This window comes from Enterococcus sp. 1001283B150225_161107_E12 (assembly GCF_015556925.1).
GTDB classification, from domain to species: Bacteria; Bacillota; Bacilli; order Lactobacillales; family Enterococcaceae; genus Enterococcus_B; species Enterococcus_B mundtii.
This window is the reverse complement of record NZ_JADNNI010000006.1, coordinates 139,154-161,266: the sequence shown is the minus strand read 5'-3', so window position 1 is coordinate 161,266 and position 22,113 is coordinate 139,154. Positions and strand designations below refer to the sequence as shown.

21 protein-coding genes, 15 tRNA genes and 1 pseudogene are annotated in these 22,113 nt (G+C 38.0%); 33 read left to right on the top strand and 4 right to left on the bottom strand.

The window, feature by feature from the left end; translation table 11 throughout:
• Positions 1 to 89 precede the first annotated feature (89 nt).
• The 15 genes from I2F89_RS07040 (at position 90) to I2F89_RS06970 (ending at position 1,516) form a co-directional block, all read left to right on the top strand.
• Positions 90 to 163, top strand: a tRNA-Asn gene (locus I2F89_RS07040).
• A gap of 39 nt (positions 164 to 202) precedes the next feature.
• A tRNA-Ser gene (locus tag I2F89_RS07035) sits at positions 203 to 291 on the top strand.
• A 16-nt stretch (positions 292 to 307) separates the two neighbouring features.
• Positions 308 to 379: transfer RNA gene (locus tag I2F89_RS07030), tRNA-Glu, on the top strand.
• 16 nt (positions 380 to 395) lie between these two features.
• A tRNA-Val gene (locus I2F89_RS07025) sits at positions 396 to 468 on the top strand.
• Between the two features lie 9 nt (positions 469 to 477).
• Positions 478 to 550: transfer RNA gene (locus I2F89_RS07020), tRNA-Asp, on the top strand.
• Positions 551 to 592: 42 nt separating this feature from the next.
• Positions 593 to 668: transfer RNA gene (locus tag I2F89_RS07015), tRNA-Phe, on the top strand.
• A gap of 1 nt (position 669) precedes the next feature.
• Positions 670 to 750, top strand: a tRNA-Tyr gene (locus tag I2F89_RS07010).
• A gap of 6 nt (positions 751 to 756) precedes the next feature.
• Positions 757 to 830 (top strand) — tRNA-Trp (locus tag I2F89_RS07005).
• 2 nt (positions 831 to 832) lie between these two features.
• Positions 833 to 905 (top strand) — tRNA-His (locus I2F89_RS07000).
• Positions 906 to 915: 10 nt separating this feature from the next.
• Positions 916 to 987, top strand: a tRNA-Gln gene (locus I2F89_RS06995).
• Between the two features lie 38 nt (positions 988 to 1,025).
• A tRNA-Cys gene (locus I2F89_RS06990) sits at positions 1,026 to 1,096 on the top strand.
• 16 nt (positions 1,097 to 1,112) lie between these two features.
• Positions 1,113 to 1,197 (top strand) — tRNA-Leu (locus I2F89_RS06985).
• 64 nt (positions 1,198 to 1,261) lie between these two features.
• A tRNA-His gene (locus I2F89_RS06980) sits at positions 1,262 to 1,334 on the top strand.
• 9 nt (positions 1,335 to 1,343) lie between these two features.
• Positions 1,344 to 1,415: transfer RNA gene (locus I2F89_RS06975), tRNA-Gln, on the top strand.
• A gap of 17 nt (positions 1,416 to 1,432) precedes the next feature.
• A tRNA-Leu gene (locus tag I2F89_RS06970) sits at positions 1,433 to 1,516 on the top strand.
• 170 nt (positions 1,517 to 1,686) lie between these two features.
• Here I2F89_RS06970 and I2F89_RS06965 read toward each other — a convergent pair.
• The gene (locus tag I2F89_RS06965; RefSeq protein WP_195513915.1) at positions 1,687 to 3,198 is read right to left on the bottom strand and encodes a helix-turn-helix domain-containing protein; all 1,512 of its coding nucleotides are present in this window, start codon (positions 3,196 to 3,198) and stop codon (positions 1,687 to 1,689) included.
• A 596-nt stretch (positions 3,199 to 3,794) separates the two neighbouring features.
• Between I2F89_RS06965 and I2F89_RS06960 the strand changes: the two genes are divergently transcribed.
• Entirely contained in the window at positions 3,795 to 4,643 is an 849-nt protein-coding gene (locus I2F89_RS06960; RefSeq protein ID WP_195513908.1) for a discoidin domain-containing protein, read from the top strand.
• 3 nt (positions 4,644 to 4,646) lie between these two features.
• Entirely contained in the window at positions 4,647 to 6,320 is a 1,674-nt protein-coding gene (locus I2F89_RS06955) for a hypothetical protein (RefSeq protein ID WP_195513906.1), read from the top strand.
• 181 nt (positions 6,321 to 6,501) lie between these two features.
• On the opposite strand, the gene I2F89_RS06950 is transcribed toward I2F89_RS06955, so the two are convergent.
• Positions 6,502 to 7,557, bottom strand: coding sequence for a LacI family DNA-binding transcriptional regulator (locus tag I2F89_RS06950; protein WP_066025597.1), 1,056 nt, complete (start codon positions 7,555 to 7,557; stop codon positions 6,502 to 6,504).
• A gap of 331 nt (positions 7,558 to 7,888) precedes the next feature.
• Here I2F89_RS06950 and I2F89_RS06945 point away from each other — a divergent pair, with 331 nt between their 5' ends.
• The 7 genes from I2F89_RS06945 (at position 7,889) to I2F89_RS06915 (ending at position 14,982) form a co-directional block, all read left to right on the top strand.
• A complete protein-coding gene (locus tag I2F89_RS06945) occupies positions 7,889 to 8,194 on the top strand; it encodes a hypothetical protein (RefSeq protein WP_181265011.1) in 306 nt (101 codons plus the stop codon).
• On the top strand, positions 8,103 to 9,890 hold the full coding sequence (locus I2F89_RS06940) for a DUF2264 domain-containing protein (RefSeq protein ID WP_142433610.1): 1,788 nt from the start codon (positions 8,103 to 8,105) through the stop codon (positions 9,888 to 9,890). Before I2F89_RS06945 ends, I2F89_RS06940 begins: the two co-directional genes overlap by 92 nt.
• 11 nt (positions 9,891 to 9,901) lie before the next feature.
• Positions 9,902 to 11,035: a glycoside hydrolase family 88 protein gene (locus I2F89_RS06935; RefSeq protein WP_142433609.1), complete on the top strand. Its 1,134-nt coding sequence runs from the start codon at positions 9,902 to 9,904 to the stop codon at positions 11,033 to 11,035.
• 35 nt (positions 11,036 to 11,070) lie between these two features.
• Entirely contained in the window at positions 11,071 to 12,336 is a 1,266-nt protein-coding gene (locus I2F89_RS06930; protein WP_074801828.1) for an ABC transporter substrate-binding protein, read from the top strand.
• A 218-nt stretch (positions 12,337 to 12,554) separates the two neighbouring features.
• Complete coding sequence (locus tag I2F89_RS06925) at positions 12,555 to 13,451, top strand: carbohydrate ABC transporter permease (RefSeq protein WP_074801831.1); 897 nt, start codon at positions 12,555 to 12,557, stop codon at positions 13,449 to 13,451.
• A 13-nt stretch (positions 13,452 to 13,464) separates the two neighbouring features.
• A complete protein-coding gene (locus tag I2F89_RS06920; protein ID WP_074801835.1) occupies positions 13,465 to 14,301 on the top strand; it encodes a carbohydrate ABC transporter permease in 837 nt (278 codons plus the stop codon).
• A gap of 12 nt (positions 14,302 to 14,313) precedes the next feature.
• Positions 14,314 to 14,982: a DUF624 domain-containing protein gene (locus I2F89_RS06915; protein ID WP_071868031.1), complete on the top strand. Its 669-nt coding sequence runs from the start codon at positions 14,314 to 14,316 to the stop codon at positions 14,980 to 14,982.
• A 152-nt stretch (positions 14,983 to 15,134) separates the two neighbouring features.
• Here I2F89_RS06915 and I2F89_RS06910 read toward each other — a convergent pair whose 3' ends face one another.
• Positions 15,135 to 16,355 carry an MFS transporter gene (locus I2F89_RS06910; RefSeq protein ID WP_086334473.1) on the bottom strand — a complete coding sequence of 407 codons (1,221 nt, stop codon included), beginning with the start codon at positions 16,353 to 16,355 and terminating at the stop codon, positions 15,135 to 15,137.
• A gap of 547 nt (positions 16,356 to 16,902) precedes the next feature.
• On the opposite strand from I2F89_RS06910, the gene I2F89_RS06905 reads away from it, so the two are divergent.
• From I2F89_RS06905 to I2F89_RS06865, 9 genes and pseudogenes are all read left to right on the top strand, one after another.
• Positions 16,903 to 17,223: a hypothetical protein gene (locus I2F89_RS06905; protein WP_324250206.1), complete on the top strand. Its 321-nt coding sequence runs from the start codon at positions 16,903 to 16,905 to the stop codon at positions 17,221 to 17,223.
• Entirely contained in the window at positions 17,220 to 17,474 is a 255-nt protein-coding gene (locus I2F89_RS06900) for a hypothetical protein (RefSeq protein WP_100917241.1), read from the top strand. The genes I2F89_RS06905 and I2F89_RS06900 overlap by 4 nt, the downstream gene beginning before the upstream one ends.
• Before the next feature lie 19 nt (positions 17,475 to 17,493).
• The gene (locus tag I2F89_RS06895; protein ID WP_195513902.1) at positions 17,494 to 17,922 is read left to right on the top strand and encodes a hypothetical protein; all 429 of its coding nucleotides are present in this window, start codon (positions 17,494 to 17,496) and stop codon (positions 17,920 to 17,922) included.
• A pseudogene (locus I2F89_RS06890) lies at positions 17,919 to 18,167 on the top strand (lipase); the annotation flags it as partial. The gene I2F89_RS06895 and the pseudogene I2F89_RS06890, both read left to right, overlap by 4 nt.
• Positions 18,168 to 18,192: 25 nt before the next feature.
• Positions 18,193 to 18,600, top strand: coding sequence for a hypothetical protein (locus I2F89_RS06885; protein WP_195513899.1), 408 nt, complete (start codon positions 18,193 to 18,195; stop codon positions 18,598 to 18,600).
• 57 nt (positions 18,601 to 18,657) lie between these two features.
• A complete protein-coding gene (locus I2F89_RS06880) occupies positions 18,658 to 19,065 on the top strand; it encodes a hypothetical protein (protein ID WP_086334477.1) in 408 nt (135 codons plus the stop codon).
• Positions 19,062 to 20,309 carry a lipase gene (locus I2F89_RS06875; protein WP_195513897.1) on the top strand — a complete coding sequence of 416 codons (1,248 nt, stop codon included), beginning with the start codon at positions 19,062 to 19,064 and terminating at the stop codon, positions 20,307 to 20,309. Before I2F89_RS06880 ends, I2F89_RS06875 begins: the two co-directional genes overlap by 4 nt.
• Positions 20,310 to 20,318: 9 nt before the next feature.
• A complete protein-coding gene (locus I2F89_RS06870) occupies positions 20,319 to 20,624 on the top strand; it encodes a hypothetical protein (protein WP_108146093.1) in 306 nt (101 codons plus the stop codon).
• Between the two features lie 409 nt (positions 20,625 to 21,033).
• Entirely contained in the window at positions 21,034 to 21,297 is a 264-nt protein-coding gene (locus I2F89_RS06865; protein WP_071866319.1) for a hypothetical protein, read from the top strand.
• Positions 21,298 to 21,505: 208 nt separating this feature from the next.
• On the opposite strand, the gene I2F89_RS06860 is transcribed toward I2F89_RS06865, so the two are convergent.
• Positions 21,506 to 22,108, bottom strand: a complete 603-nt coding sequence (locus I2F89_RS06860) for an alpha/beta hydrolase (RefSeq protein ID WP_195513895.1) — start codon at positions 22,106 to 22,108, stop codon at positions 21,506 to 21,508.
• Between the last annotated feature and the right edge of the window lie 5 nt (positions 22,109 to 22,113).

Below are 22,113 nucleotides of genomic sequence, written 5' to 3'. Positions count from 1 at the left end.
CCGAACACAGAAGTTAAGCTTCTTAGCGCCGATTGTAGTGAGGGGTTGCCCCTTGTGAGAGTAGGACGCCGCCACGCTGGTATTATTATTCCGGCATAGCTCAGTTGGTAGTAGCGCATGACTGTTAATCATGATGTCGTAGGTTCGAGTCCTACTGCCGGAGTTCTCATTTATGAGAAGAGTAATGAGCTTCTTTCACTCTGGAGAGTTGTCCGAGAGGCCGAAGGAGCATGATTGGAAATCATGTAGATGGTGCAAACTGTCTCAAGGGTTCGAATCCCTTACTCTCCGTAATTGATGTTTTACTGGCCCGTTGGTCAAGCGGTTAAGACACCGCCCTTTCACGGCGGTAACACGGGTTCGAATCCCGTACGGGTCATTTAATTGGATACATTGGAGGTTTAGCTCAGCTGGGAGAGCATCTGCCTTACAAGCAGAGGGTCAGCGGTTCGATCCCGTTAACCTCCATAATGATTTGGTTCCGTGGTGTAGGGGTTAACATGCCTGCCTGTCACGCAGGAGATCGCGGGTTCGATTCCCGTCGGGACCGTCATTTCTATTCAATTAAAAAATTAAATAATATATTCTTTATGGCGCGGTAGCTCAGTTGGTAGAGCAACGGATTGAAGCTCCGTGTGTCGGCAGTTCGATTCTGTCCCGCGCCACCATGGAGGAGTAGCGAAGTGGCTAAACGCGACGGACTGTAAATCCGTTCCTTAGGGTTCAGTGGTTCGAATCCACTCTCCTCCATTTTATAGGGGCATAGTTTAAAGGTAGAACAGCGGTCTCCAAAACCGTTAGTGTGGGTTCAATTCCTGCTGCCCCTGCCATGGCGGATGTGGCGAAGTGGTTAACGCATCGGATTGTGGCTCCGACATTCGTGGGTTCGATTCCCATCATTCGCCTTTTTTTCATTGGGGTATAGCCAAGCGGTAAGGCAAGGGACTTTGACTCCCTCATGCGTTGGTTCGAATCCAGCTACCCCAGTCCTATAAATATTAATTTATAGCTTAAAATAGTATAATGGCGGTATAGCCAAGTGGTAAGGCAGAGGTCTGCAAAACCTTCATCACCGGTTCAAATCCGGTTACCGCCTTAGTACTAATTACATTGCCGGCGTGGCGGAATTGGCAGACGCGCTGGACTCAAAATCCAGTGCCCGTTGAGGGCGTGCCGGTTCGACCCCGGCCGCCGGTATTAACTAAGATGACCACATCTTAGTTTTTTATTCGGAAATTAAATAACAAATTATTTTATTATGGCGGATGTGGCGAAGTGGTTAACGCATCGGATTGTGGCTCCGACACTCGTGGGTTCGATTCCCATCATTCGCCCTTTATTATTGGGGTATAGCCAAGCGGTAAGGCAAGGGACTTTGACTCCCTCATGCGTTGGTTCGAATCCAGCTACCCCAGTTTTTATCTATTTATTTGCCGGCGTGGCGGAATTGGCAGACGCGCTGGACTCAAAATCCAGTGATCTCACGATCGTGCCGGTTCGACCCCGGCCGCCGGTATTTTTGGCACTAACGTAGTCTATACGTTGGTGCTTTTTTCTTTGTTAGACGTTATCGGCATTGAGGCATATATACGAACGGATAATATACGCCAGGAAAAATACCCATTGAATTATTTGAAATCTCAAAATAATTCAATGGGTATTTTTTATAAATAAATATCCAAGTGATTAAAAATAGCCTGTATAGTTTGTTGTGGAAGTGGCTGAATTTAAATGGGTGATTCTATCCATTAGAAGTGTCCAATCCTCTTGTGTAGGAATATTAGGCAAACGGTGAATCGGACATGGGAAATCTTCGTTCACATGTAGATCATAGTTGCAGATGATCAGGTTGGCTTGATGATCATTGATTTCTTTTTTTGTCACTGGTTGTTCAATCAAAAATTTGACTGAGATTTGTCGCAAGAAGAGTAATTCTGCTTCTTGAATAATATAATCGTCCATCGAGGGGCAACTTTGTAGTGCTACGATGACCCTCAGAGGTTGTTGTGACTTGATCCTTAAAATCGTTGCATGGAACGTGGTTAGGCTAGCTGCTAAGTGATCAAGATGTGTGAACTCAAACATCGGATGGACTTTTAATCGCTCTAAATGCTGAAGCCAAAGGTGAAAAAGCTCTGGGTATTTTTCTTTCATTAAATCAATCAAAGCTACAGAAGTCATTTCATATGACGGGCTCATCTTTGAGAGTAATCTTGTATTGATCAAGAAGGCTTCGATTTTGTCTAAAGCACCATTATCCAGCATCTGTTTTGGAAAAACCTGTAATAAAAAACGTTGGACTGCATCGACCACCACTGCATCTTCTTGACAACGGAAGGCGTAGGTTCGTTCTTCATCTAATCCTTGCCCATTTGAATAAGAAACACAATGTAAAAAAACGAGATACAGCCATAGTGATTCTGATTCAGGAATCGTTAGCTTGAAGAGTGAAGAATAATAGGAGGCAATCAGAGGTTCAATCAGTTGGTAGCCTCGATTTTTTTTGACTAAATCAATGGTGCTAGTGTTAAAGTGACAAAAGTTTTTAGACTGCCCTCTAACTTTAGCAATCGATAACCAAAGCGAAAAACAAAAATGGCTAAAATGCAGGAAAGTTATCCCACTTTTTCGACCATGAGCGATAATTGATTGCGCGTGTTGATTGCTATCAGAATCGATGATTTGACTATCACCAAAGCTTGAATAAAAAGAAAAGAGTAAAAAACGAATATCTTCTTCTTTGCCAATAAAAGTGAGCGGTCCGGTTGCTATCGATATGCGATACTCTTTCAGTACTTCATTCATATGACGAATGATATTGAAAATTGAACTACGAGAGATCATCAAGTGATCTGATAATTGTTCTGTACTATACGTTTTGTTATGAAGCAATAGGTCCATCATCCGATAAATGGTTGTATCTTTAGCTAGTATAGTAATGACTGAATCGACAGAGATTTCTTGAGGATCTATTTGTAAGAATCCTTGTTCATTGTAAGTAATCTGAAAGTCAATCGTAGGTAAGGAATGATTGATAATATCGATATCTTTTCGTAAAGTTGGTTTTGATGTTCCTAACTTTTGTGATAGATCACTAAGGGTTAAATTTTTACTTTGATGCGTACGTATAAACTGTAGTAAGTTATACTGTCGTTTGAATTGATTATCTAATTGTAATGTCATAGGTAAATTATTCATGAGAGAAACCTTTCTTTAAGACAAATATAGAATTTGAAAATAAGTACACTTTAGAAGATGAAAATATAGTTATTACTAATAGTGTATTAGTTATTTAAAATTTAATCAATCATTTTATCATTATTTTCACATTTTTATTTAACTGTTGTCGATGAGCGATGATTTAGTTGGCTCTATTATATATTATCTTTGATAATGCTTATTTTTGAGCGATGAAACTCATTTATGAATTAGATGAAATATTATTTTAAATAGATAAAGCGTTATGTTGAATCTCATTTTAATTAAATTTAATAATGAATGTAATCGATTTTATGTAATTTTAGTTAGTGATAAAAAGTTATTTATTTGTTTAATCTAATCTTATTCTAAATAAAATATTATTTTATGAATGCAAATATGTAGTGAGATATTCAGTTGGTAAGACTGAGTTTTAGTAGTAGTAGCACGTTTCATTCTGAATTTATTAGAAATGGAAATAGTATTTCTAACTAAATAACGAAAATTAAATTACTAAATATTTAGTAAAATAAATCGTTTTCTTTTCTTACCAGTCACGTTATAATAGATAAAAATGATCACTAGGGGGTAGTGAAATGGCGAAGTTAACATTAGCGATTTATGATAAAGAAAGAGTTCCAAGAAAAAGTTTTCAAGGAGAAGAAGAAATAGAAAAAGAGTTGGTTGTGACAGCAGAAAATTTTGTGCATTTGTCTATGAGAAAGTTTGAGTACCAAGAAGGAGATCAAATCGTTGTCGAAATGGATGAGTCTGGGAGGTACTTATGGGTCAAACTAGATGAAACTTTAGAAAGTTCACTGATCTATCTACCGGGAAATAAATGGACCTATGAAGTTTCATTTCATTCCAATCGTATCAAAGCCAGACCGGAGACTCGTTTTTCTGGGGGACGTCATTATATGAGTGTTCGTTGTGCTTCTGAAGAGGAAGTGAAGATGTATCGTAATTTAGCATTGAATCCGCATGATCAAAAAGAAGAAACCGGTGCGTATCCACATGCGAGTGCAAATGTGGAAACGAGGAATGATGCCACTTTCTTTGCGTGTAATGCGATCGATGGCGTATACGCGAATCATTCTCATGGTTCATACCCATTTCAATCTTGGGCCATCAATCAGCAAGCTGATGCAGCTTTGACGATTGATTTTGGTCGAGAAGTTCAATTGGATAAAGTTGGCTTTACATGGCGAGCAGATTTTCCCCATGATAGTTACTGGACGAACGTGACGATTCAGTTTGATGATGGAACAAGTGAAACGTTTGCGACCGAAAAAACAGCTCAACCACAATATTTTTCATTTAGTGCAAGAAAGACCAAAGCTATTCGCTTTTGTGATCTTATTCAAGCGAATGACCCGTCGCCGTTTCCTGCATTGACGCAAATTGAACTGTGGGGCATGAATGACCAGCCGATGAAAGGATAAGCAATGAAAAAATACTTTTTGATGCAACTGTTGGAAGCCAAAAAAGAGTATCTTACGAATAAAGTAGTTCCTGAGTTGCCAGTATCGGGATATAGAGAGTTTTTGACGACTGGAGAGCGATTGGTTTTTGAGAAGGCTTACTTTGCAAGACGTAAACATGCTACTGTCTTGGCGTTGTCCTTATTGCAAAAAAAAGAAGCCAAAGTAGTTGAAGGGTTAGAACAAGTTTTATGGGAGATCTGCAATGAGTATAGTTGGAGTTTACCAGCTCATTTACCAATTGAAGCGAATCACTTTCGTGTGGATGCACCGACATGGATCGATTTATTTGCAGCTGAGACAGGACAAATGTTAGCAGAGATAGTCAAGCTGTTTGAGAAAGAATTATCTGAGCTCTTGACGTTTCGAATCCGGTCGGAAATCGATCGACGACTCTTCGTTCCTTTTGTAACAAACACATGGCCGTTTGAATCATTTGAAAACAATTGGAGTGCGGTTGTAGGTGGTTCGATTGGTATGGCTGCCTTGGATATACAAGAAAAAGGCGATGAATTACAAGCGGAGATATTGAGGAAGGTAGATCGTTGTATGGCCTCTTATTTACGAAGTTTTGGTATGGATGGCGCATGTGAGGAAGGCGTCAGCTATTGGGCATACGGATTTGGTTATTATATTTATTTTGCAGAAAAGTACCAACAAGTTTATGATGATGACCGCTATCTGTTGGGTGATAAAGTGAAAAAAATCGCGGCTTTCCCTAATGATGTGATGCTCGCTGAAACAGAGGCTATACCGTTTTCCGACTACCACCCAGCGGATTTACCAAGTGGATTATTGAGTTTCTGTCAGGAAAGGTTTCATGTCGCCATTCCCGAAGTTGAGAGAATCAATGATTTAGATTTTGATCATTGTTATCGTTTTGCCCCTTTATTACGTAATTTACTCTGGTCAAACCAGCATATTTTGAATGATCAAAACGAAATCATTCATTATTTTGAGGATGTGGCATGGGGCGTTCTTAGATCTCCGAAAGAAAATCTGGTGTTTGCAGCAAAGGGAGGACGAAATGATGAAAGCCATAATCATATAGATATTGGTCATTTCGTATTTGGTACGAGAGAAGACTTATTTCTTACCGATCTTGGGGCGGGAGAATATACAAAAGATTACTTTGATGAAAAAACACGTTATCTTTTCTTAGTGAACAGCGCGCTTGGGCATAGCATACCTATCGTTGCGAACAGTTACCAATTACCTGGAGCTGTTTCAGCGGAAGATACGAGTTTTCAATCAACGAGAACTGGTGGAGTCTTCAAGACCGAATTGGCTTCCACGTATCCTTCGCAGATAGGACTACGCCAGATGGATCGGACAATAGAAGTGGATCGTTCGAAACGACAACTTGTTTTGAGTGATGCATTTACATTCGAAAAAGAAAATCAGTTAGTTATTGAAAATTTTATAACGACAAATCCAGTGGAAGTTATAGGAAAAACGGTATGTATCACAGGAGAAAAAGAAAAGTGTGAGATGTATTTTTCAAAACCTGTGCAGTTGATCAGAGAAAGTTATTTCGATCACTATGGCCAAAAAAATGAAGCTACGCTGATCCAAGCGACTTATCAGTTGCTGAAAGAAGAAACAATCCAGATCGAGATTGTGATCAAAAGTAAATGAGGACACGTGATTATCAGCGATAAGCGTGCGCCTTGTTTAATGGAATAAGGTAGTGACACACACATCCTCGCAAGGGAATAAATGGTGTTTCAGAAGCAATTCCTTCGTAAATAAGCTAGAAAACCCCAAAGTTTTAAAAATTCGGGTTTTCTAGCTTATTTATCGGAAGTTCATCTATCAATCATGAGTTCTTTTTATTTGGTGGGGTAGTTGAGCCACGGACGATTAATTCTGTATCTAATAGGATTCGTTTCGCAATACCCGGGGAGTGGATACGTTCGTGTAAAAGATTGATGCCTGTTTCGCCCATTTCCTCTGTATAAGCTCTGACCGTTGAAAGGGGTGGCGTGATGTAGCGAGAAATTGATAAATCATTGATACCCATCACGCTGATCTGTTTAGGTACTTGGATCTGATGAGCATTCAATGTATGGATGATACCGATAGCAAAAGCATCATTTGCGGCTAAAATGGCAGTCGGTAGATCGTCTTGCCATTGTGCTAAGGCTTTTTCTGTCAGTGATTCACTCGTTTTGACGTCAAGAGAACTATTTTCTTTTACGAAAAAATATTTTTCGTCGAATAGCTGATGATGTTTCATCATATCGATATACGTATTAGTCGTTGGTGTTTTGTAGGTTCGATACCCGTAGAGATTGGCACTTTCTTCTGCACCGATATAGGCAATCTTTTTATGTCCTAAATCTAAGAGATGAGTAAGTGCGACTTCAGTGGCTTGACCAAAATCAGTATTGACACAGTCATAATCGTGAAAAGGAAAATTTGATCCGACGACGCATAGATTTGGCGCAGTAGTATTTAATTCATCAATTTTTTCTTGCGTGAATTTACCGATTGCTAAGATGCCATCGACTGCTTGGATTTGATGTTGTTCGTTTTGGGAAAAGTTAATGACGTGATAGCCAAGTTCTACTGCACGTTTTTCGGCAGCTAAACGAATGGACATGTAATAAATATCTTCCAGTTCTTCGTCACTCGTGCGCCAAGTAATCAAACCAAGGACACCTTTTTTTTTCAACAGTTCATTTGCTGAGTGGGAATTGCCATTTTTTTTTGCCTTCTTTTTATATTTAGTGTAGTTCAGCTTTTCAGCAATTTCGAAAACTTTACGTTTGGTTTCTTCTGTTGCTGAGAGTGTATCATCATAATTTAAAACGCGTGAAACAGTAGAAATCGATACGCCTGCTTCCTTTGCGATGTCGGTGATCGTCGCCATAAGCTACCTCCGGATAATAGACTTTATTAATTATAGTATAGGTAATTTCAGTAAAAAGGCAAGTAAAAATATTTATTTTTTTACCAAAAAAATGTTGACTTTTTACTATTTTTAGGTAAAATTTAGTAAAAGAAAACGATTTCATTAGGAGGGGAGCCAAATCAAACGATTTCTCTTCGGATTACAATTCATTTTTATCGTTAGTTTTTGTACAGGATGTCAAACAAATAGCCGACAACAAGAGAAGGCTTTTGAAAATCAAATCAAAGAAGAAATCCAGCAAAAGGCGCGTGTTTTTACTGAAAAAGAATATCAGTCAGCAGAGGTTCCATTGCATCAGTGGGTAAAAATCGAAGGAAAAATTATACGATCAGATGGTCAAGAACAAATAGAAAAAGGCGATCGCTTTATTCTGAGAAGTGGTTCCAGTGATTACCAAGTATTCAATGAACAAGCAGCATCAATCAATGTGGGCGATGAAGTGATCGTTTACGGAGAATATTATGGGTTTATCAAAGGATTTTTAATTGAAAGGGAGAATATACATGCAACAATTTCGTACAAAAAAACAATGGCAAGAAAATTTTCGCCAGTTAATGGCACCGTTACGTCCTTATTACAAAAATCAACCGGGTAAATTAAAACTAGGAACACATGGCACCGTCTATTCAGAGGCAACAAGAGAAGTTGAAGCATTTTTACGACCACTCTGGGGATTTGGTCCTTATCTGGTCGACGAAGATGATGCTGAATTAGCATCTGATTATCTGAAAGGAATCATTGCAGGGACTGATCCACAGAGTGATGAGTATTGGGGGACAGTAACAGACTATGACCAGTTGATTGTCGAGATGGCTTCAATAAGTACGACGTTACTTTTGAATCCTGAAAAAATCTGGGGACGTTTAACTTCGATGGAACAGACGAACTTGGCAGAATGGTTATTCACAGTGAATTCGCGTAAGATACCTAAAAATAATTGGTATTTTTTCCGTATTTTGGTGAATATCGCATTGAAAAAATGTGGCAAATCCTATTCACAGCAACAAATCGATCAAGATTTTGAAGTGATCGAGCATTTTTACAATGACAATGGTTGGTATTTTGATGGGGCAGATACGCAATATGATTACTACGTCTCATTTGCGATCCATTATTACAGCTTAGTATATGCCCATTTTATGGCAGAGGAAGATCCAGTCCGCACAAAACGGATCAAAGAGCGGGCCGTTCTTTTTGCTCAAACATTTAAATATTGGTTTGATGCTAATGGCGAAGCATTACCTTTTGGTCGTAGCTTGACATACCGCTTTGCCCAAGCGAGCTTTTTCAGTGCCTTGGTGTTCGCGGATGTGGAAGCACTCCCTTGGGGTGAGATCAAAGGGTTGCTTAGTCGTCATTTAGAAAACTGGATGGATAAAGAGATTTTCTCGACAGATGGGCTTCTAACTGTTGGATATCATTATCAAAATCTAGTGTTTGGAGAAGGGTATAACGGACCGGGTTCTCCTTATTGGGCAATGAAGAGTTTTCTCTTATTGGCTGTACCTGATGATCATCCCTATTGGCAAGCAGATATATGTCCACTACAAATTGAAGAAAAGACGCTAGCGTTGCCGGAAAGTAAAAATTTTTACCAATACAATCATTCATTGACGCATCTTCAAGCTTTCCCAGCTGGGCAGTTTGTCAATCAGCAAAGCTTCCCACATGCCAAATATAGTAAATTCGTCTATTCGACACGTTTCGGTTTCAGTGTCCCAAAATCTGATTATTGGTATTACGAAGGTGCTTACGACAGTACGTTAGCTTTGGCAAAAGATGGTCATTATTTCCGTCCGAAAGGGTTAGACCTAGATTTTTCTGTTCTACCTGATCGTATCATCCATGAATGGTCTCCGTGGGAAGACGTCAAAATCCGTTCGACGATCATTCCATTGGAAAACTGTCACGTCAGAGTCCATGAAATTGACACAACTGCTCCTATACAAGCACATGATGGAGGTTTTAGTGTCCCTCTCGAACAGACTTTGCCAAAAGCAGAGGCGTTAAGTATCGAAGCAAAAACAAGTATCGGAATTTCAAAGATCGAGGGCATCATCGGGTATGAAAAAGCGGATGTTGTGCGAACGGAACCAAATACGAATCTCTTTTACCCACGTACGATGTTACCTTTTGTCTCAGCTGAGATCTCCTCAGGCAAACACTTGCTTGTGTCCCTTGTTTCAGGGACTTTACCTGATGAAACAGTGATCCAGCCAGTTATTGAGCAAAAAGGACAAAAATTAATGATCCAACAAAAGAATCAAACGATCGAACTAACGATTAGATAATGGAGGTAGGAATGACACAATTTGATTGGTTGACACATGAAATTGATTTTGTAACTAATAAAGTCAAAAAAAATCTGACACTTTTTCAAGATACCGTACCACCTGCTGCGAGCGTAGACCTTGTCTACGTTCCAGAGGAAAACACGGATTGGACAGCTAGTTTTTGGATAGGGATGCTCTTCCTAGTAAAAGAACTGACGAATGACCAAGCGGTTGATGCAACGATCGAAAAACAATTGGCATCTTTTCGCCAACGCCTTGAAAATGACATTGCGCTTGAAACACATGATATCGGTTTTTTGTACACACTCTCAGCAGTAGCTGATTATCAAGTGAACCGGCGGGAATCTTCAAAAGAATTAGCAATTCAAGCAGCGGATCGGCTGATGAAGCGTTATGACGATAATACACAGATCATTCAAGCTTGGGGAGATTTAGAGGATGAGCACCAACGTGGGCGTATGATCATCGATTGTTTGATGAACTTACCACTTCTGTATTTTGCATCTAATATGACGGGAGAGAGTAGTTATAAAGAAGCTGCCTATGCCCATGCCAAACAAACACAACGTTACATCGTTCGTGATAATTTTACGACATACCATACGTATTATTTTGATCCGAAAACTGGCAAAGCAATCGGTGGTAAGACACAACAAGGGTTTTCAGATGATTCTTGTTGGGCGCGTGGGCAAGCATGGGGAATCTATGGTTTTACACTGAGTTATAATCATACAGGTGATTACACGTTTTTAGAAACAGCAAAAAAACTAGCTGACTATTTCATCGACTGCTTACCAGAAGACACTATCTGTTATTGGGATTTAGTATTTCATGATGGCAGTGGTGAAGAAAGAGACACTTCCGCTGCGGCAATCGCAGTGTGTGGTTTATTGGAACTGGCGAAGCAACTGCCATTAAGCGATCCGAAAAAAGAATATTATCAGACTGTTGCTATCGCAATTATGAAAACGTTATCAACTAATTATACAAGTGTGGATTCGCCACAATCGAACGGCTTGTTACTTGAAGGAGTCTATGACAAAAAATCAAATAAAGGAGTGAAGGAGTGCATGATCTGGGGGGATTACTACTATGTAGAAGCCCTGATAAGACTGAAAAAAGTTTGGTACAGTTACTGGTAAAAAACTAAGATGAAAGAAATGGAGGGAATTGGAATATGAAGTTTTGGAAAAAAAGTTTAGTTGCTGGATTACTTGTTAGTGGGGGGCTATGGTTGGGGGCCTGCGGAAATGAAAACCAAGCACAAGATCAAACGGATGGAATGGTGTTGACGGTCAGTACGTGGAATTATGATACTACGCCAGAATTTGACAAACTTTTTCGGGCATTTGAAAAGGAAAATCCAGGGGTAACGGTGAAACCAGTCGATATTGCTTCAGATGATTATGATACGAAATTGACCACGATGTTAGCCAGCGGAGATTCGACAGACGTGTTGACGATGAAAAATCTCTTGTCTTATTCAAATTATGCATTAAGAGATCAATTGGTGGATCTATCTTCACATATCAACGACTTAGACACGGCTCCTGCTGTAGAGACCTATGAGATGTATGACATTGATGGGAAAACGTATGCACAACCTTATCGTACCGATTTTTGGGTACTTTATTATAACAAAAAGTTATTTGATGAAGCAGGGTTACCTTATCCAGATAATTTGACTTGGGAAGAATACGAAGACTTGGCGAAAAAACTTTCAAAACCAGAAGAGCAAGTATACGGTGCTTACCAACATACTTGGCGCTCGACTGTCCAAGCGATTGCTGCTGCGCAAAATAATAAAAATCTGGTGGAGCCAGATTATGGATTTTTAGGTGCGTACTATGACCGTGTATTGCGGATGCAAGAAGACCAAGCACAGATGGACTTTGGTACAGCTAAATCAACGAATGTGACCTATCAATCTCAATTTGAAAACTCCAAGGCAGCCATGATGTACATGGGTTCTTGGTACATGGGTGCATTATTGACAAATATTGATGCTGGAACAACAGATGTGGAGTGGGGGATTTCTCAAATGCCACAAAATGAAAAAGGAAAGGAAATCCAAACATTTGGGTCACCAACAGCCTTTGCGATCAATAAGAACTCGAAACAACAAGAACTAGCGCAAAAGTTCCTTGATTTTTGTTCGGGTGAAGCGGGAGCTAAAGTGTTAGCAGAAGTAGGTGTAGTACCTTCTTATCGCACAGATGCGATCAATGAGTTGTACTTTAGCCGTAAGGGAATGCCAAATGACGAAGTCTCACAAACAGCTTTCACGCCAGAGAAGATCGCCATTGAGTTTCCAGTGGATGAAAACGGACCAGCTATCGATAAGATTTTACAAGAAGAACATGAACTGATTTTAGTAGGAGACGAAACACCAAAAGAAGCAGTTGGTAATATGGAAAAACGAGTAAAACAAGAAAGTGAATAAAAAGGTGTGAGACGATTTGTCTTGAAGGTGTAAGATTTCTTTCATTTTCATATCAAATAAATAAGGGGGATAAATGATTTTCCTCCGCTATCTTGTCAACTATATGCTGAAGGAGCTGTCTCTACGCCTTCAGTATATAGCTAACAGGAATACCTGTAATTGCCTTTAATGAAAGGGGGAGCGTTAAAAGAACCAATTGGTTTTTTTGACATCAAGCTATGGAAGTAACGAAGTCAGCTTCACGTAAATTAAAACGTAAAAATACGATGATTGCTTGGTCATTTATTGCGCCAAATTTTATTGGATTTTTGATTTTTACTTTAGTACCTGTTGTTTTTTCATTGATTTTAGCCTTTATGAAATGGGATTCCTTTAGTACACCCGAATTTGTTGGTATGCAAAATTTCACTCGCATGTTATCGGATGATACATTTTGGATCTCTCTTAAAAATACCTTTTTGTATACGATCGGTGTTGTTCCGTTGACATTGATTTGTTCATTGGGCTTGGCCATATTGTTGAATCAGAAAATAAGAGGAGTCAAATTTTTTCGGACGGCTTTTTTCTTTCCATATGTCACATCATTAGTGGCAATCGCAGTGGTGTGGAGCATGTTGTTCCATCCCACCATGGGACCGATCAACCAGTTTTTACGTATGGTTATCGAAAATCCCCCAGGTTGGTTGTCTAGTTCAGATTGGGCATTGACAGCGATCATTATCGTTAGTGTCTGGCGAGGGATGGGGTACTACATGATTTTATACTTAGCTGGCTTACAAGGGATCTCGAAAGAATTGTACGAAGCAGCTGCAATGGATGGTGCGAATAAATGGAAACAATTCATCCACATCACCGTGCCTGCATTGCGCCCAACAACCTTTTTTGTAACGATCATGTTGGTTATCAACTGCTTCAAGATTTTTGACCTTGTCCAAGTGATGACCGATGGAGGACCGGGGCGTGCGACTAATGTGTTAGTTTACCAAGTTTATAGTGAAGCGTTCGTAAAATTCAATTTCGGCTATGCTTCAGCGATCGCTATGGTCTTGTTTGTCATCGTCCTTGTGATTACAGTTATCCAGTTTAAATGGAATCAGATCCGAGAGAAAGTGTAAAGGAGGAGAACGGATGAATAATCGATCAGAAAAAAATTCATTTCATAAAATTTTAGTATTTACGTTACTTCTAATTTTTTCACTGCTCACTTTGATCCCTTTTATCTGGATGATCTCTGCCTCATTCAAAACGAACAATGATGTCTTTTCGGTTCCGATCCAATGGATACCTAAAACCTGGCATCCAGAAAACTATTCGGTCATTTGGACACGCATTCCATTATTGACCTTTTTCAAAAATACAGCCATTTTAAGTATCGTGATCACGTTGATCCAGTTATTTACATCAAGCTTTGCTGCTTATGGATTTTCCAAAATGCACTTTAAAGGAAGAAACCTCCTTTTTCTTGCATATATTGGTACGATCGCTGTTCCATGGCAATCTTATATGATCCCACAATTTATCATGATGAGACAATTAGGTTTATCAGATACGTTGCTTTCTTTGATTTTGCTACAAGCATTTAGTGCATTTGGGGTATTTTTATTGAAACAATACTATAGTAGTATTCCCGATTCACTTTGCGAAAGTGCAAGAATTGATGGATTATCCGAATGGGGCATCTATCGCAGGATCATCTTACCATTGACTAAACCAGCTTTGGCTAGTTTGACGATCATCACTTTTGTCAATACATGGAATGACTACATGGGACCTTTTATTTATCTGTCATCTACAGAAAATAAAACGATCCAATTAGGATTAAAAATGTTCGTCGGATTGTATGATACGGAATATGCCTTGATCATGGCAGCGTCTGTGTTGTCTGTTTTACCAGTTGCGATTGTCTTTTTAGCCATGCAAAAATATTTTGTTGAAGGTATTGCTTCTTCTGGGGTCAAAGGATAGAAAGGAAAGGCTATGTTTAAAAAGCAAACATTTGAAACGAATGTTTACATGAAGCTGTTTCGTTTAGCATATAGTTTTCTGGCGGGCAATCTATGCTTATTACTGGTGAATCTCCCATTTTTTTTAGTCGTAGTAACTACTGCGATCGATATCAGGAATAGCCTCATTTTCTTAGGAAGTCTGTTTTTTTTCTTACCTGCCGCCATGACAATTTTTGCCTGGTTTGTTGAGGGAATCCAAGAAAACGAAGTTCCAGTCAAAACTTTTTTTCAATTGTATCGCCGGGCATGGAAAAAAAGTATGTACTTAGGTGGTCCAGGATATCTTGTAATCGTGATCTCTTTTGTCGATATCCTGTTTTTCATGCACCAACCAATCGGAAAATGGCTCATTCCTTTCTTTTTCTTATTGATCATCTTAGCTATTAGTCTGATCGCGAATAACTTTTATCTCCAAGTAAGAAATCCAGAAATCTCCATACGAAAAATCTACCACGTCTCTTTCTATTATGTATTGAAAAAGTGGTACATTAGTTTATTGAATACTATTTTGGTGTTTCTTTTGCTGATCGTGATGGTCGTTAAGCCCCAATTTGGTTTCTTACTCACTCCCTGTTTATTTCTAGGCTTGATTTATTTGAACTGTAAGCAGACCTATCGACATTTAAGTCAAAATCAGTAGACGCTAAAGAATAAAAAATTTGAAAAACAACCAGCCCCCAAAAGTGAGACCAAAAATCTAACTTTTGGGGGCTAATCATTTTGAATAATATTCATTTTGAATAATATTCATTGATCAGTGCCACGAAGATATAGGGGAAAGTTCAATAGATACTAGAATCGAAAGCTTTTTCCAACCAATAGCCATAGGACAAGTGGTATCAGGAACAGCCCGCTTGCAGTCATGATCCAATCAATTGAGATGACATCTGCTAATGGACCTAAAATCAACATCGTAGCCGGTGAAGCAATACTGATTGCCATTGTTACTAAACTCATGACACGCCCCATATGGGCATGATCGGTTTTTGCTTGGAAGAATGAAACCATAGCAGTTCGTGAGATGGGCACAACAAAACCAATTGCTACCATCATGGCGAAATACAGCCAGAAATTTGATGTCAGACCTAACAAAATAAAAGGGATGACCAACAATGAATAGCCTAAAGCAATCGTTTTGATTTTATTTTTGAAACCTCCCCAAGTACTCATCACAGATCCTCCAACTAACATCCCAGCAGCAAAACCAATCTCAATGGCTGATAGCTGCCATAGTCCGTCATGAAAATTACGAGTGATTTGTAAAGGCGCTAAATTTGCAGCAGGTGTAGAAAATATACTGCCCATAAAACCAACAAGGATCAGTGCGAGCAGGATTTTATGAGTACGGAGGTATTTGATACCTGAGTTTATTTCGGATAACACGTTTATTTTATTTGTTTCTTGAGATTTCATTGGGGAAACTGTTACTCGAAAAAACAGCATAGTCACACCGATAACCGCTGTCACAAAGTCGATCATCAATATCATCTCTAAAGGTAAAACTGTCAGTAATGTTGCTGCTAATGCAGGACTTGCAAGCATCATCACAGCTTGGATCGTTTGATCAATGCCGTTGATCCGTACTAAGTGCTTTTCTTTGGCAATTTGTGGAATGAGCGAAGAGACAGCAGGCGTTTGAAATCCTTGACCTACAGAGCGAATGAATATCAGTCCCAATAATAAGAAAAGATTATGCTCCATTTCTTTGTTTATCATCAATAAAATCGCCATGAACAAAGAAGCAAGTGCAACGCAGCTATCAGATAAAATAGCGATTTTTTTTCGGTCGTAATGATCAGCAAGTGCTCCTGCAAAAGGCATGACCAACACCATTGGTAAGATGCCAATAGCGTTCATCAAACCAACCATCGTTCCTGATTGGGTTGATAATGTGACATGCCAAATAATAGCATACTGTACCAACATCGTTCCGATCATTGAGATGGCTTGCGATGTTAGTAAGTATGCTATGTTCGTTTTCCAATTCTTTTCATCATAAATAATTTTTGACATTTGTATTCTCTCCCTTTTGATATAAATCATGTGCTTAACAATTTATATGCCCAAAAGGGTTTTTCGGAGAATGTGTCCTAATTGCTGTCACGAATTTATCATATCTAAAAAAATTTGTAAAGAACAAATAGGAGGGAAGTACTCATGCAAACGATTATGATACTAAAAAGATCTTTTATTAGGAATGTAATAAATAACAATGTAAAAATGATAGGATGAGTTGCGTAATAAATTGATCTAAGAGATAGTAGTGAAATTGAATCCTTAAATATAAAGATGAATCAACCGCATTGATTTTGGATTTTCCAAAAATGAGCAACTATTAAATAACGATTTATTTTGATGGAGAAGTAGCTGATAAATTGTTTAGAGGATGTTTCTCAGTTTTTCGTTTTTTGATTGTCTTTGACGTATCTATTAAATAGAGAAGCGAAACTTTATTTTTGAAAGGAAAAGAGGGAGAGATGAGAAAACGAACAAACAACTTTTAATGGGTATAGTAGTGCTGATCAGTTTGGTAATGATTGGAATCGGCGGGAAAGTATACATGGATAACAGGGAAGAAAGAAAAGCGCAAGAATTGTTAGCAGTCGAGAAGCAATCGGTCCAAGTATTAAAAAATACATTTGCGGATATTGCAGAGGTTAAATTTGAAGGTTCTGCTAAAAATGAAATGACAGGTTCATACACCCTATTTGTAACAATCAAAAATAAAAAAGGGGAACGTGACTCATTTTCTTTTTCTTTTTGGAAAGAGAGAAATGAAATTGGTTCATATATTATCAATAATGTAAATGTTCAAAAAGAAGGGATCACAAAAGAACCGATCCATATCGTATTCTCAAATAATATGGAGGGTAAACTATGACATTTAGTGATAAAGAATATCAAGAATTTAGTGATAAAGTATATCGGTTAGATCAAAATGATGATAAGAAATATGATTCAGATATGACAGAGGGAACTATTTTTAAAATAGATAAAAAATATAAAATTTTAAAGATTCAAGAGAACTTTGGTTCAGATGGCATGCAAGCTATGGCAGTCGCTCCGTTGGATGAAAAAGGGAACGTTGATACTTCCCGAGTAGTGATTTGTTATGCACGAACAAATATATAAGATATTAAGGATATAGAAAATGAATAAACGAATGAAAAGGCAAATATTAATAGGTATCACAGTAATAATCAGTTTGGTAATAATCAGTTTGGTAATAATTATAATTGGAGGGAAAGTATACATCGATAAGAGAGAAGAAAGAAAAGCACAAGAACTGTTAATCGCAGAAAAAGAATCGGTCCAAGCTTTGAAGAATATATTTGCGGATATTTTAGAGGTGAAAATGGAAGATGCAGGATATGACAAAGTTTCCATGACGGGGGCTCATGGCATGCGCGTTACTCTAACAAATACTAAAGGCCAGTCTGTTTGTTTTTCCTATAGTTTTGGAAACCATAGTCGTGAAATTGGTAGCTATGGAGTTATAGATAGAACAGTACAAGTAAAAGGAATTACGAAAAATAAAGTAAAAGTGATTCATTCCAATGGTAAGGTGGATTATGTATGATAATTACAGATAAAAACTATAATCAAATAAGTGAGCAGGTATACTGGCTAGATCCTAAACATCCTAGATATAATATTGATTTAAAGGAATGGATTATTCAAAATTTCGGTGGGGTTGAATTCAAAATGCTAAAACTCAAAGAAAACTCGAAAACAGATGACATGCAAGCTATGGTAGTCGCTCCGTTGGATGAAAAAGGGAACGTTGATACTTCCCGAGTAGTGATTTGTTATGCAGGAACAAATATATAAGATATTAAGGATATAGAAAATGAATAAACGAATGAAAAGACAAATGTTAATAGGCATCACAGTAATAATTAGTTTGGTAATGATTGGAATCGGCGGGAAAGTATACATCGATAAGAGAGAAGAAAGAAAAGCACAAGAATTATTAGCAATAGAGAAACAATCGGTCCAAGCTTTGAAAAATACATTTGCGGATATTGCAGAAGTAAAAATTGAACAATTTGATAGAAATGATATGACAGGATTTTATAGGGCAATGGTTACAATGACTAATACTAAAGGACAATCAGTCTATTTTGGATATGGTTTTATCGCACAAACAAATGAACTAGACGCTTATGGAATAGAAGATATAGACATACAAAAAGAGGGAATAACTACGAGGAAAATCAAAGTGACTTATAGTAATGGTCAGGAAGAAGAGGGATGATTCTGCTGAAATAGTCAGTTTGGTGTAATGGCGATAGTCTAAGAAGCGAGAGGGATTATGAAAAAACGAATGAATAAACAAATGTTAATAGGCATCACAATAATAATCAGTTTGGTAATAATTATAATTGGAGGGAAAGTATACATGGATAAGAGAGAAGCAAGAAAAGCACAAGAATTATTAATGGCAGAAAAAGAATCTGTCCAAGCTTTAAAAAATATATTTGCGAATATTTTAGAGGTGAAAATTGAGCATTCAGGGTACTTCAGCATGACAGGTTCTTATGACATGTTTGTTACTATGACAAATACCAAACAACAATCAGTGTATTTTTCATACGGTTTTGGAAAACATAGCCGTGAGATTCTTGATTACGGAATAGAGGATAGAAGTATACAAACGAAAGGAATTACGAAAAACAAAATAAAAGTGATTTATTCAAATGGTGAGGAGGATTATGTATGACAATTACGGATAAAAATTATAATAGTATAAGTAATAAGGTTTATCGAATAGATCCTAACCACCCTGAATATAGTTCTGATTTAAAAGAAGGATCATTTCGCAATTTCGGTGGGGCTGAATTCAAAATACTAAAACTCCGTGAAAACTCGAAAACAGATGGCATGCAAGCTATGGCAGTCGCTCCGCTGGATGAAAAAGGGAATGTTGATACTTCCCAAGTAGTGATTTCTTATGCAGGAACAAATACATCAGATTTTAAGGATATAGAAACAGATATACGAACGATCGGTGGTTTTTTTGATAAAACAGTTAGTCCGGGTTTTTCTATGACACCTAGTCAAGCACGTGTTTCAGGGCAATTGACGTCAGCAACTGAGTTTGCGAAAGAGGTAAAGAATGAGTATAAAGATGCCGAAATTTCTACAACTGGACATTCATTAGGACAGTATCTAGCCTTGTATATCGCAGCTGAAAACCAATGGAAAAATGTTGGGTTCAATGGGCCAGATCCTTACGAACTATTATCTCCAGAAGCAAAAAAATGGATAAAGGAAAATCCGGGGATGTTGACGAATTATCGTAATCGTGGGGATGAATTGCTTGGCAATCTCATGGGAGATGGAACAGGCGCAGAAATAAAAATAAGCATGGAAATGGGGTTAATGAATCCGTTTGATTATCATGGTTTAGATATTTGGAGGTTTGATAAATACGGAAATCTGATCATTCCAGAGAACGACTATAATACGAAAGCAAGTATACAACAGGAAAAACATAAAGCAATGAGTGATTTCTCAAGTGATTTGGGTACGTTGAAAAAATGGCGTGAGAAGTTTACTGCGAGTGGAGGACATTTGTCAGCGAATGAGCGAATTTATTTGAATCATAGTCAAACAAAGGTAGTTGTAGAAACAATGGGACGAAAGACTAAAAGTGCAATGGAAGAAGTCATTCGAATCAATCAGAGTAGTATTGAACGAATCGAAATGAATTGGGCAGAAGAAGTACGAAGAGCGGAACATGCTGCCCCTTCTTTGACTGCTTGGGAAGTAAAAGAAACATTGGCATCTGTTGGCGTGACATGGGAAACACACGTAATGACGCCAAAGGAAAAATGTCAACAACGAATCCAAAAAGCCAGACGAAAAGGCGAACGCTATGACGAATTGGCGAAAGAAATCAAAAATAAAATCGATGATTTAGTCGCACGAGATCAAGAATTAGCCAATCAACTAAAGGGATGAGGGAAGAAAATGACGATTGAAGAGTTGCAAGCAGACTATCAGAGAAAACGAATCAAACTAGAAGAAGAGGAAGACTTGTTGCGTTATTTCAACCGAAAAGGAGAAGAATTAGTTGAACAATCTGAACAACTGTTAAGGCGAAGTCTAAATGGGTTAGCCCTTGATAACGAACCATTGATGAGAGCAAGGAAACAATATCAAATTGCAGAAGAGCAATATAAGGCAGCATTAAATTCAGAACGACGTCAGTTACATAAACGATTTGATGATTTAGAACGAGAGTATCAAGCGGCTTATCGAAAGTTCAAACAGTGATAAAAGAGCAATCATTACATAAAATCCTATCAACAGGTCGTTGAAACGGAACAATCGCACGTATCTTCTGATTGAGGGGAAATCATACCTTTTTACGAGCACAATAAACAGCTAAAAGTTAAGTCTGCTTTACTCGATAAAAGTGAATGAAAACAATTGGATTTGTGAAATTCGAATTTGCCATGTTTGGCAATTGACTCATATAGATTAGTCTATAAAAATGTATCAATCAGAAGAGGAATTTAAGAATGATTGAGGAGCGCTTTCGTTGGTTATAGCGAAAAATCTCTCAAAAATAAGAGGTAGATAAGGAGGAAACTAGTTTGTCAAAATATATAATCTCTATAAATTAGATGCTAGGTAACTTTATCTTGAGGAACTAATTATAGAGTTTTGGCAACGGGAAGTTATGGATGAATTAGAAGATTTGTTAAATGAATTAAGAAAAACTTTAGAGCGATGGAATGTTCAAACTGTGGGAATTGCTATGCAGGGAAAATTAGCGGCAGAAAAGAAAACGACGGATAAAACCCATAAGGATGCGGTAAAGGAAGCGGAAAATTCATTTTCTAGTAGTCGTGATCAGTTAGAAAATTCTTTAAAAGGAGGATTTGCCAAAAAGGTAATAGAAGTATTCGATGAACAAGAAAAAGAATTGAAAGTGTTTGAATAAGTCAGTGTTATCATGAGAATAATAAGTGTTAGTTTGGCGGGCTGTTCACTCTGTGTTTATTTTTATAATTGGTTTATCCGAACTGCAAGCTACCTTGTCCAACAAGTGAAGTTAAAATGTAAAAAAGAACTTGAGAAAAACGATTTGTTTTCCCAAGTTCTTTTTCGATGTTGGATGATGGATTTCGTTTCAAAAAACACGCTATGCATTAGTCTAAAGTATCAAGCCATTGCTTGGCATGGGTCAACTCATCCATTGTCAATTGATGTCCTTGATTGGTGACTTGTGTTGTTACTTTGGCGCCTCGTAAATCAAATGCGCGAACTAATTGGCTAAATGAAGTATTAGAAACGATTGGATCTCCTTCGCCAAAAGATAACCAGACAGAAGTGTCAGGAAGTTCTGATTTTTCTTGGTACTCATTTAAGGACATCGGGTGAAAAAATAGTCCTTTTTTTAGTTCTGTCTGTTGAGCCAACATGATATGAGCGGCAATATTTGCCCCATTTGAAAATCCGACAACGATCCAATCAGTTAATGGGATATCCTGTGAGCGACTGATATCCTTGATTTCATTATACAGATTTGTGGATTCTTCAGCTAAACTTTCATAATCGAATTGGTTCAAGCCATTTCTTTTGAAAAAACGATTCAAGCCTTGTTCATTGATATTCCCTCTAAAGGATAAAAGCGTACTTTCAGGTGCAAGAAACTCTGCAATTTCCAAAAGTGAGTGCTCATCGCCACCAGTTCCATGAAGTAAAATCAATTTTTTTTGTGTTGCTTTTCCTTGTCTATAAAGATACTTCAAATGAC

Coding starts and splice junctions, on each gene's coding strand:
- I2F89_RS06965 (WP_195513915.1), bottom strand. CDS start 3,198: ATGAATAATTTACCTATGACATTACAATTAGATAATCAATTCAAACGA.
- I2F89_RS06960 (WP_195513908.1), top strand. CDS start 3,795: ATGGCGAAGTTAACATTAGCGATTTATGATAAAGAAAGAGTTCCAAGA.
- I2F89_RS06955 (WP_195513906.1), top strand. CDS start 4,647: ATGAAAAAATACTTTTTGATGCAACTGTTGGAAGCCAAAAAAGAGTAT.
- I2F89_RS06950 (WP_066025597.1), bottom strand. CDS start 7,557: ATGGCGACGATCACCGACATCGCAAAGGAAGCAGGCGTATCGATTTCT.
- I2F89_RS06940 (WP_142433610.1), top strand. CDS start 8,103: ATGCAACAATTTCGTACAAAAAAACAATGGCAAGAAAATTTTCGCCAG.
- I2F89_RS06935 (WP_142433609.1), top strand. CDS start 9,902: ATGACACAATTTGATTGGTTGACACATGAAATTGATTTTGTAACTAAT.
- I2F89_RS06930 (WP_074801828.1), top strand. CDS start 11,071: ATGAAGTTTTGGAAAAAAAGTTTAGTTGCTGGATTACTTGTTAGTGGG.
- I2F89_RS06925 (WP_074801831.1), top strand. CDS start 12,555: ATGGAAGTAACGAAGTCAGCTTCACGTAAATTAAAACGTAAAAATACG.
- I2F89_RS06920 (WP_074801835.1), top strand. CDS start 13,465: ATGAATAATCGATCAGAAAAAAATTCATTTCATAAAATTTTAGTATTT.
- I2F89_RS06915 (WP_071868031.1), top strand. CDS start 14,314: ATGTTTAAAAAGCAAACATTTGAAACGAATGTTTACATGAAGCTGTTT.
- I2F89_RS06910 (WP_086334473.1), bottom strand. CDS start 16,355: ATGTCAAAAATTATTTATGATGAAAAGAATTGGAAAACGAACATAGCA.
- I2F89_RS06905 (WP_324250206.1), top strand. CDS start 16,903: ATGGATAACAGGGAAGAAAGAAAAGCGCAAGAATTGTTAGCAGTCGAG.
- I2F89_RS06900 (WP_100917241.1), top strand. CDS start 17,220: ATGACATTTAGTGATAAAGAATATCAAGAATTTAGTGATAAAGTATAT.
- I2F89_RS06895 (WP_195513902.1), top strand. CDS start 17,494: ATGAATAAACGAATGAAAAGGCAAATATTAATAGGTATCACAGTAATA.
- I2F89_RS06885 (WP_195513899.1), top strand. CDS start 18,193: ATGAATAAACGAATGAAAAGACAAATGTTAATAGGCATCACAGTAATA.
- I2F89_RS06880 (WP_086334477.1), top strand. CDS start 18,658: ATGAAAAAACGAATGAATAAACAAATGTTAATAGGCATCACAATAATA.
- I2F89_RS06875 (WP_195513897.1), top strand. CDS start 19,062: ATGACAATTACGGATAAAAATTATAATAGTATAAGTAATAAGGTTTAT.
- I2F89_RS06870 (WP_108146093.1), top strand. CDS start 20,319: ATGACGATTGAAGAGTTGCAAGCAGACTATCAGAGAAAACGAATCAAA.
- I2F89_RS06865 (WP_071866319.1), top strand. CDS start 21,034: ATGGATGAATTAGAAGATTTGTTAAATGAATTAAGAAAAACTTTAGAG.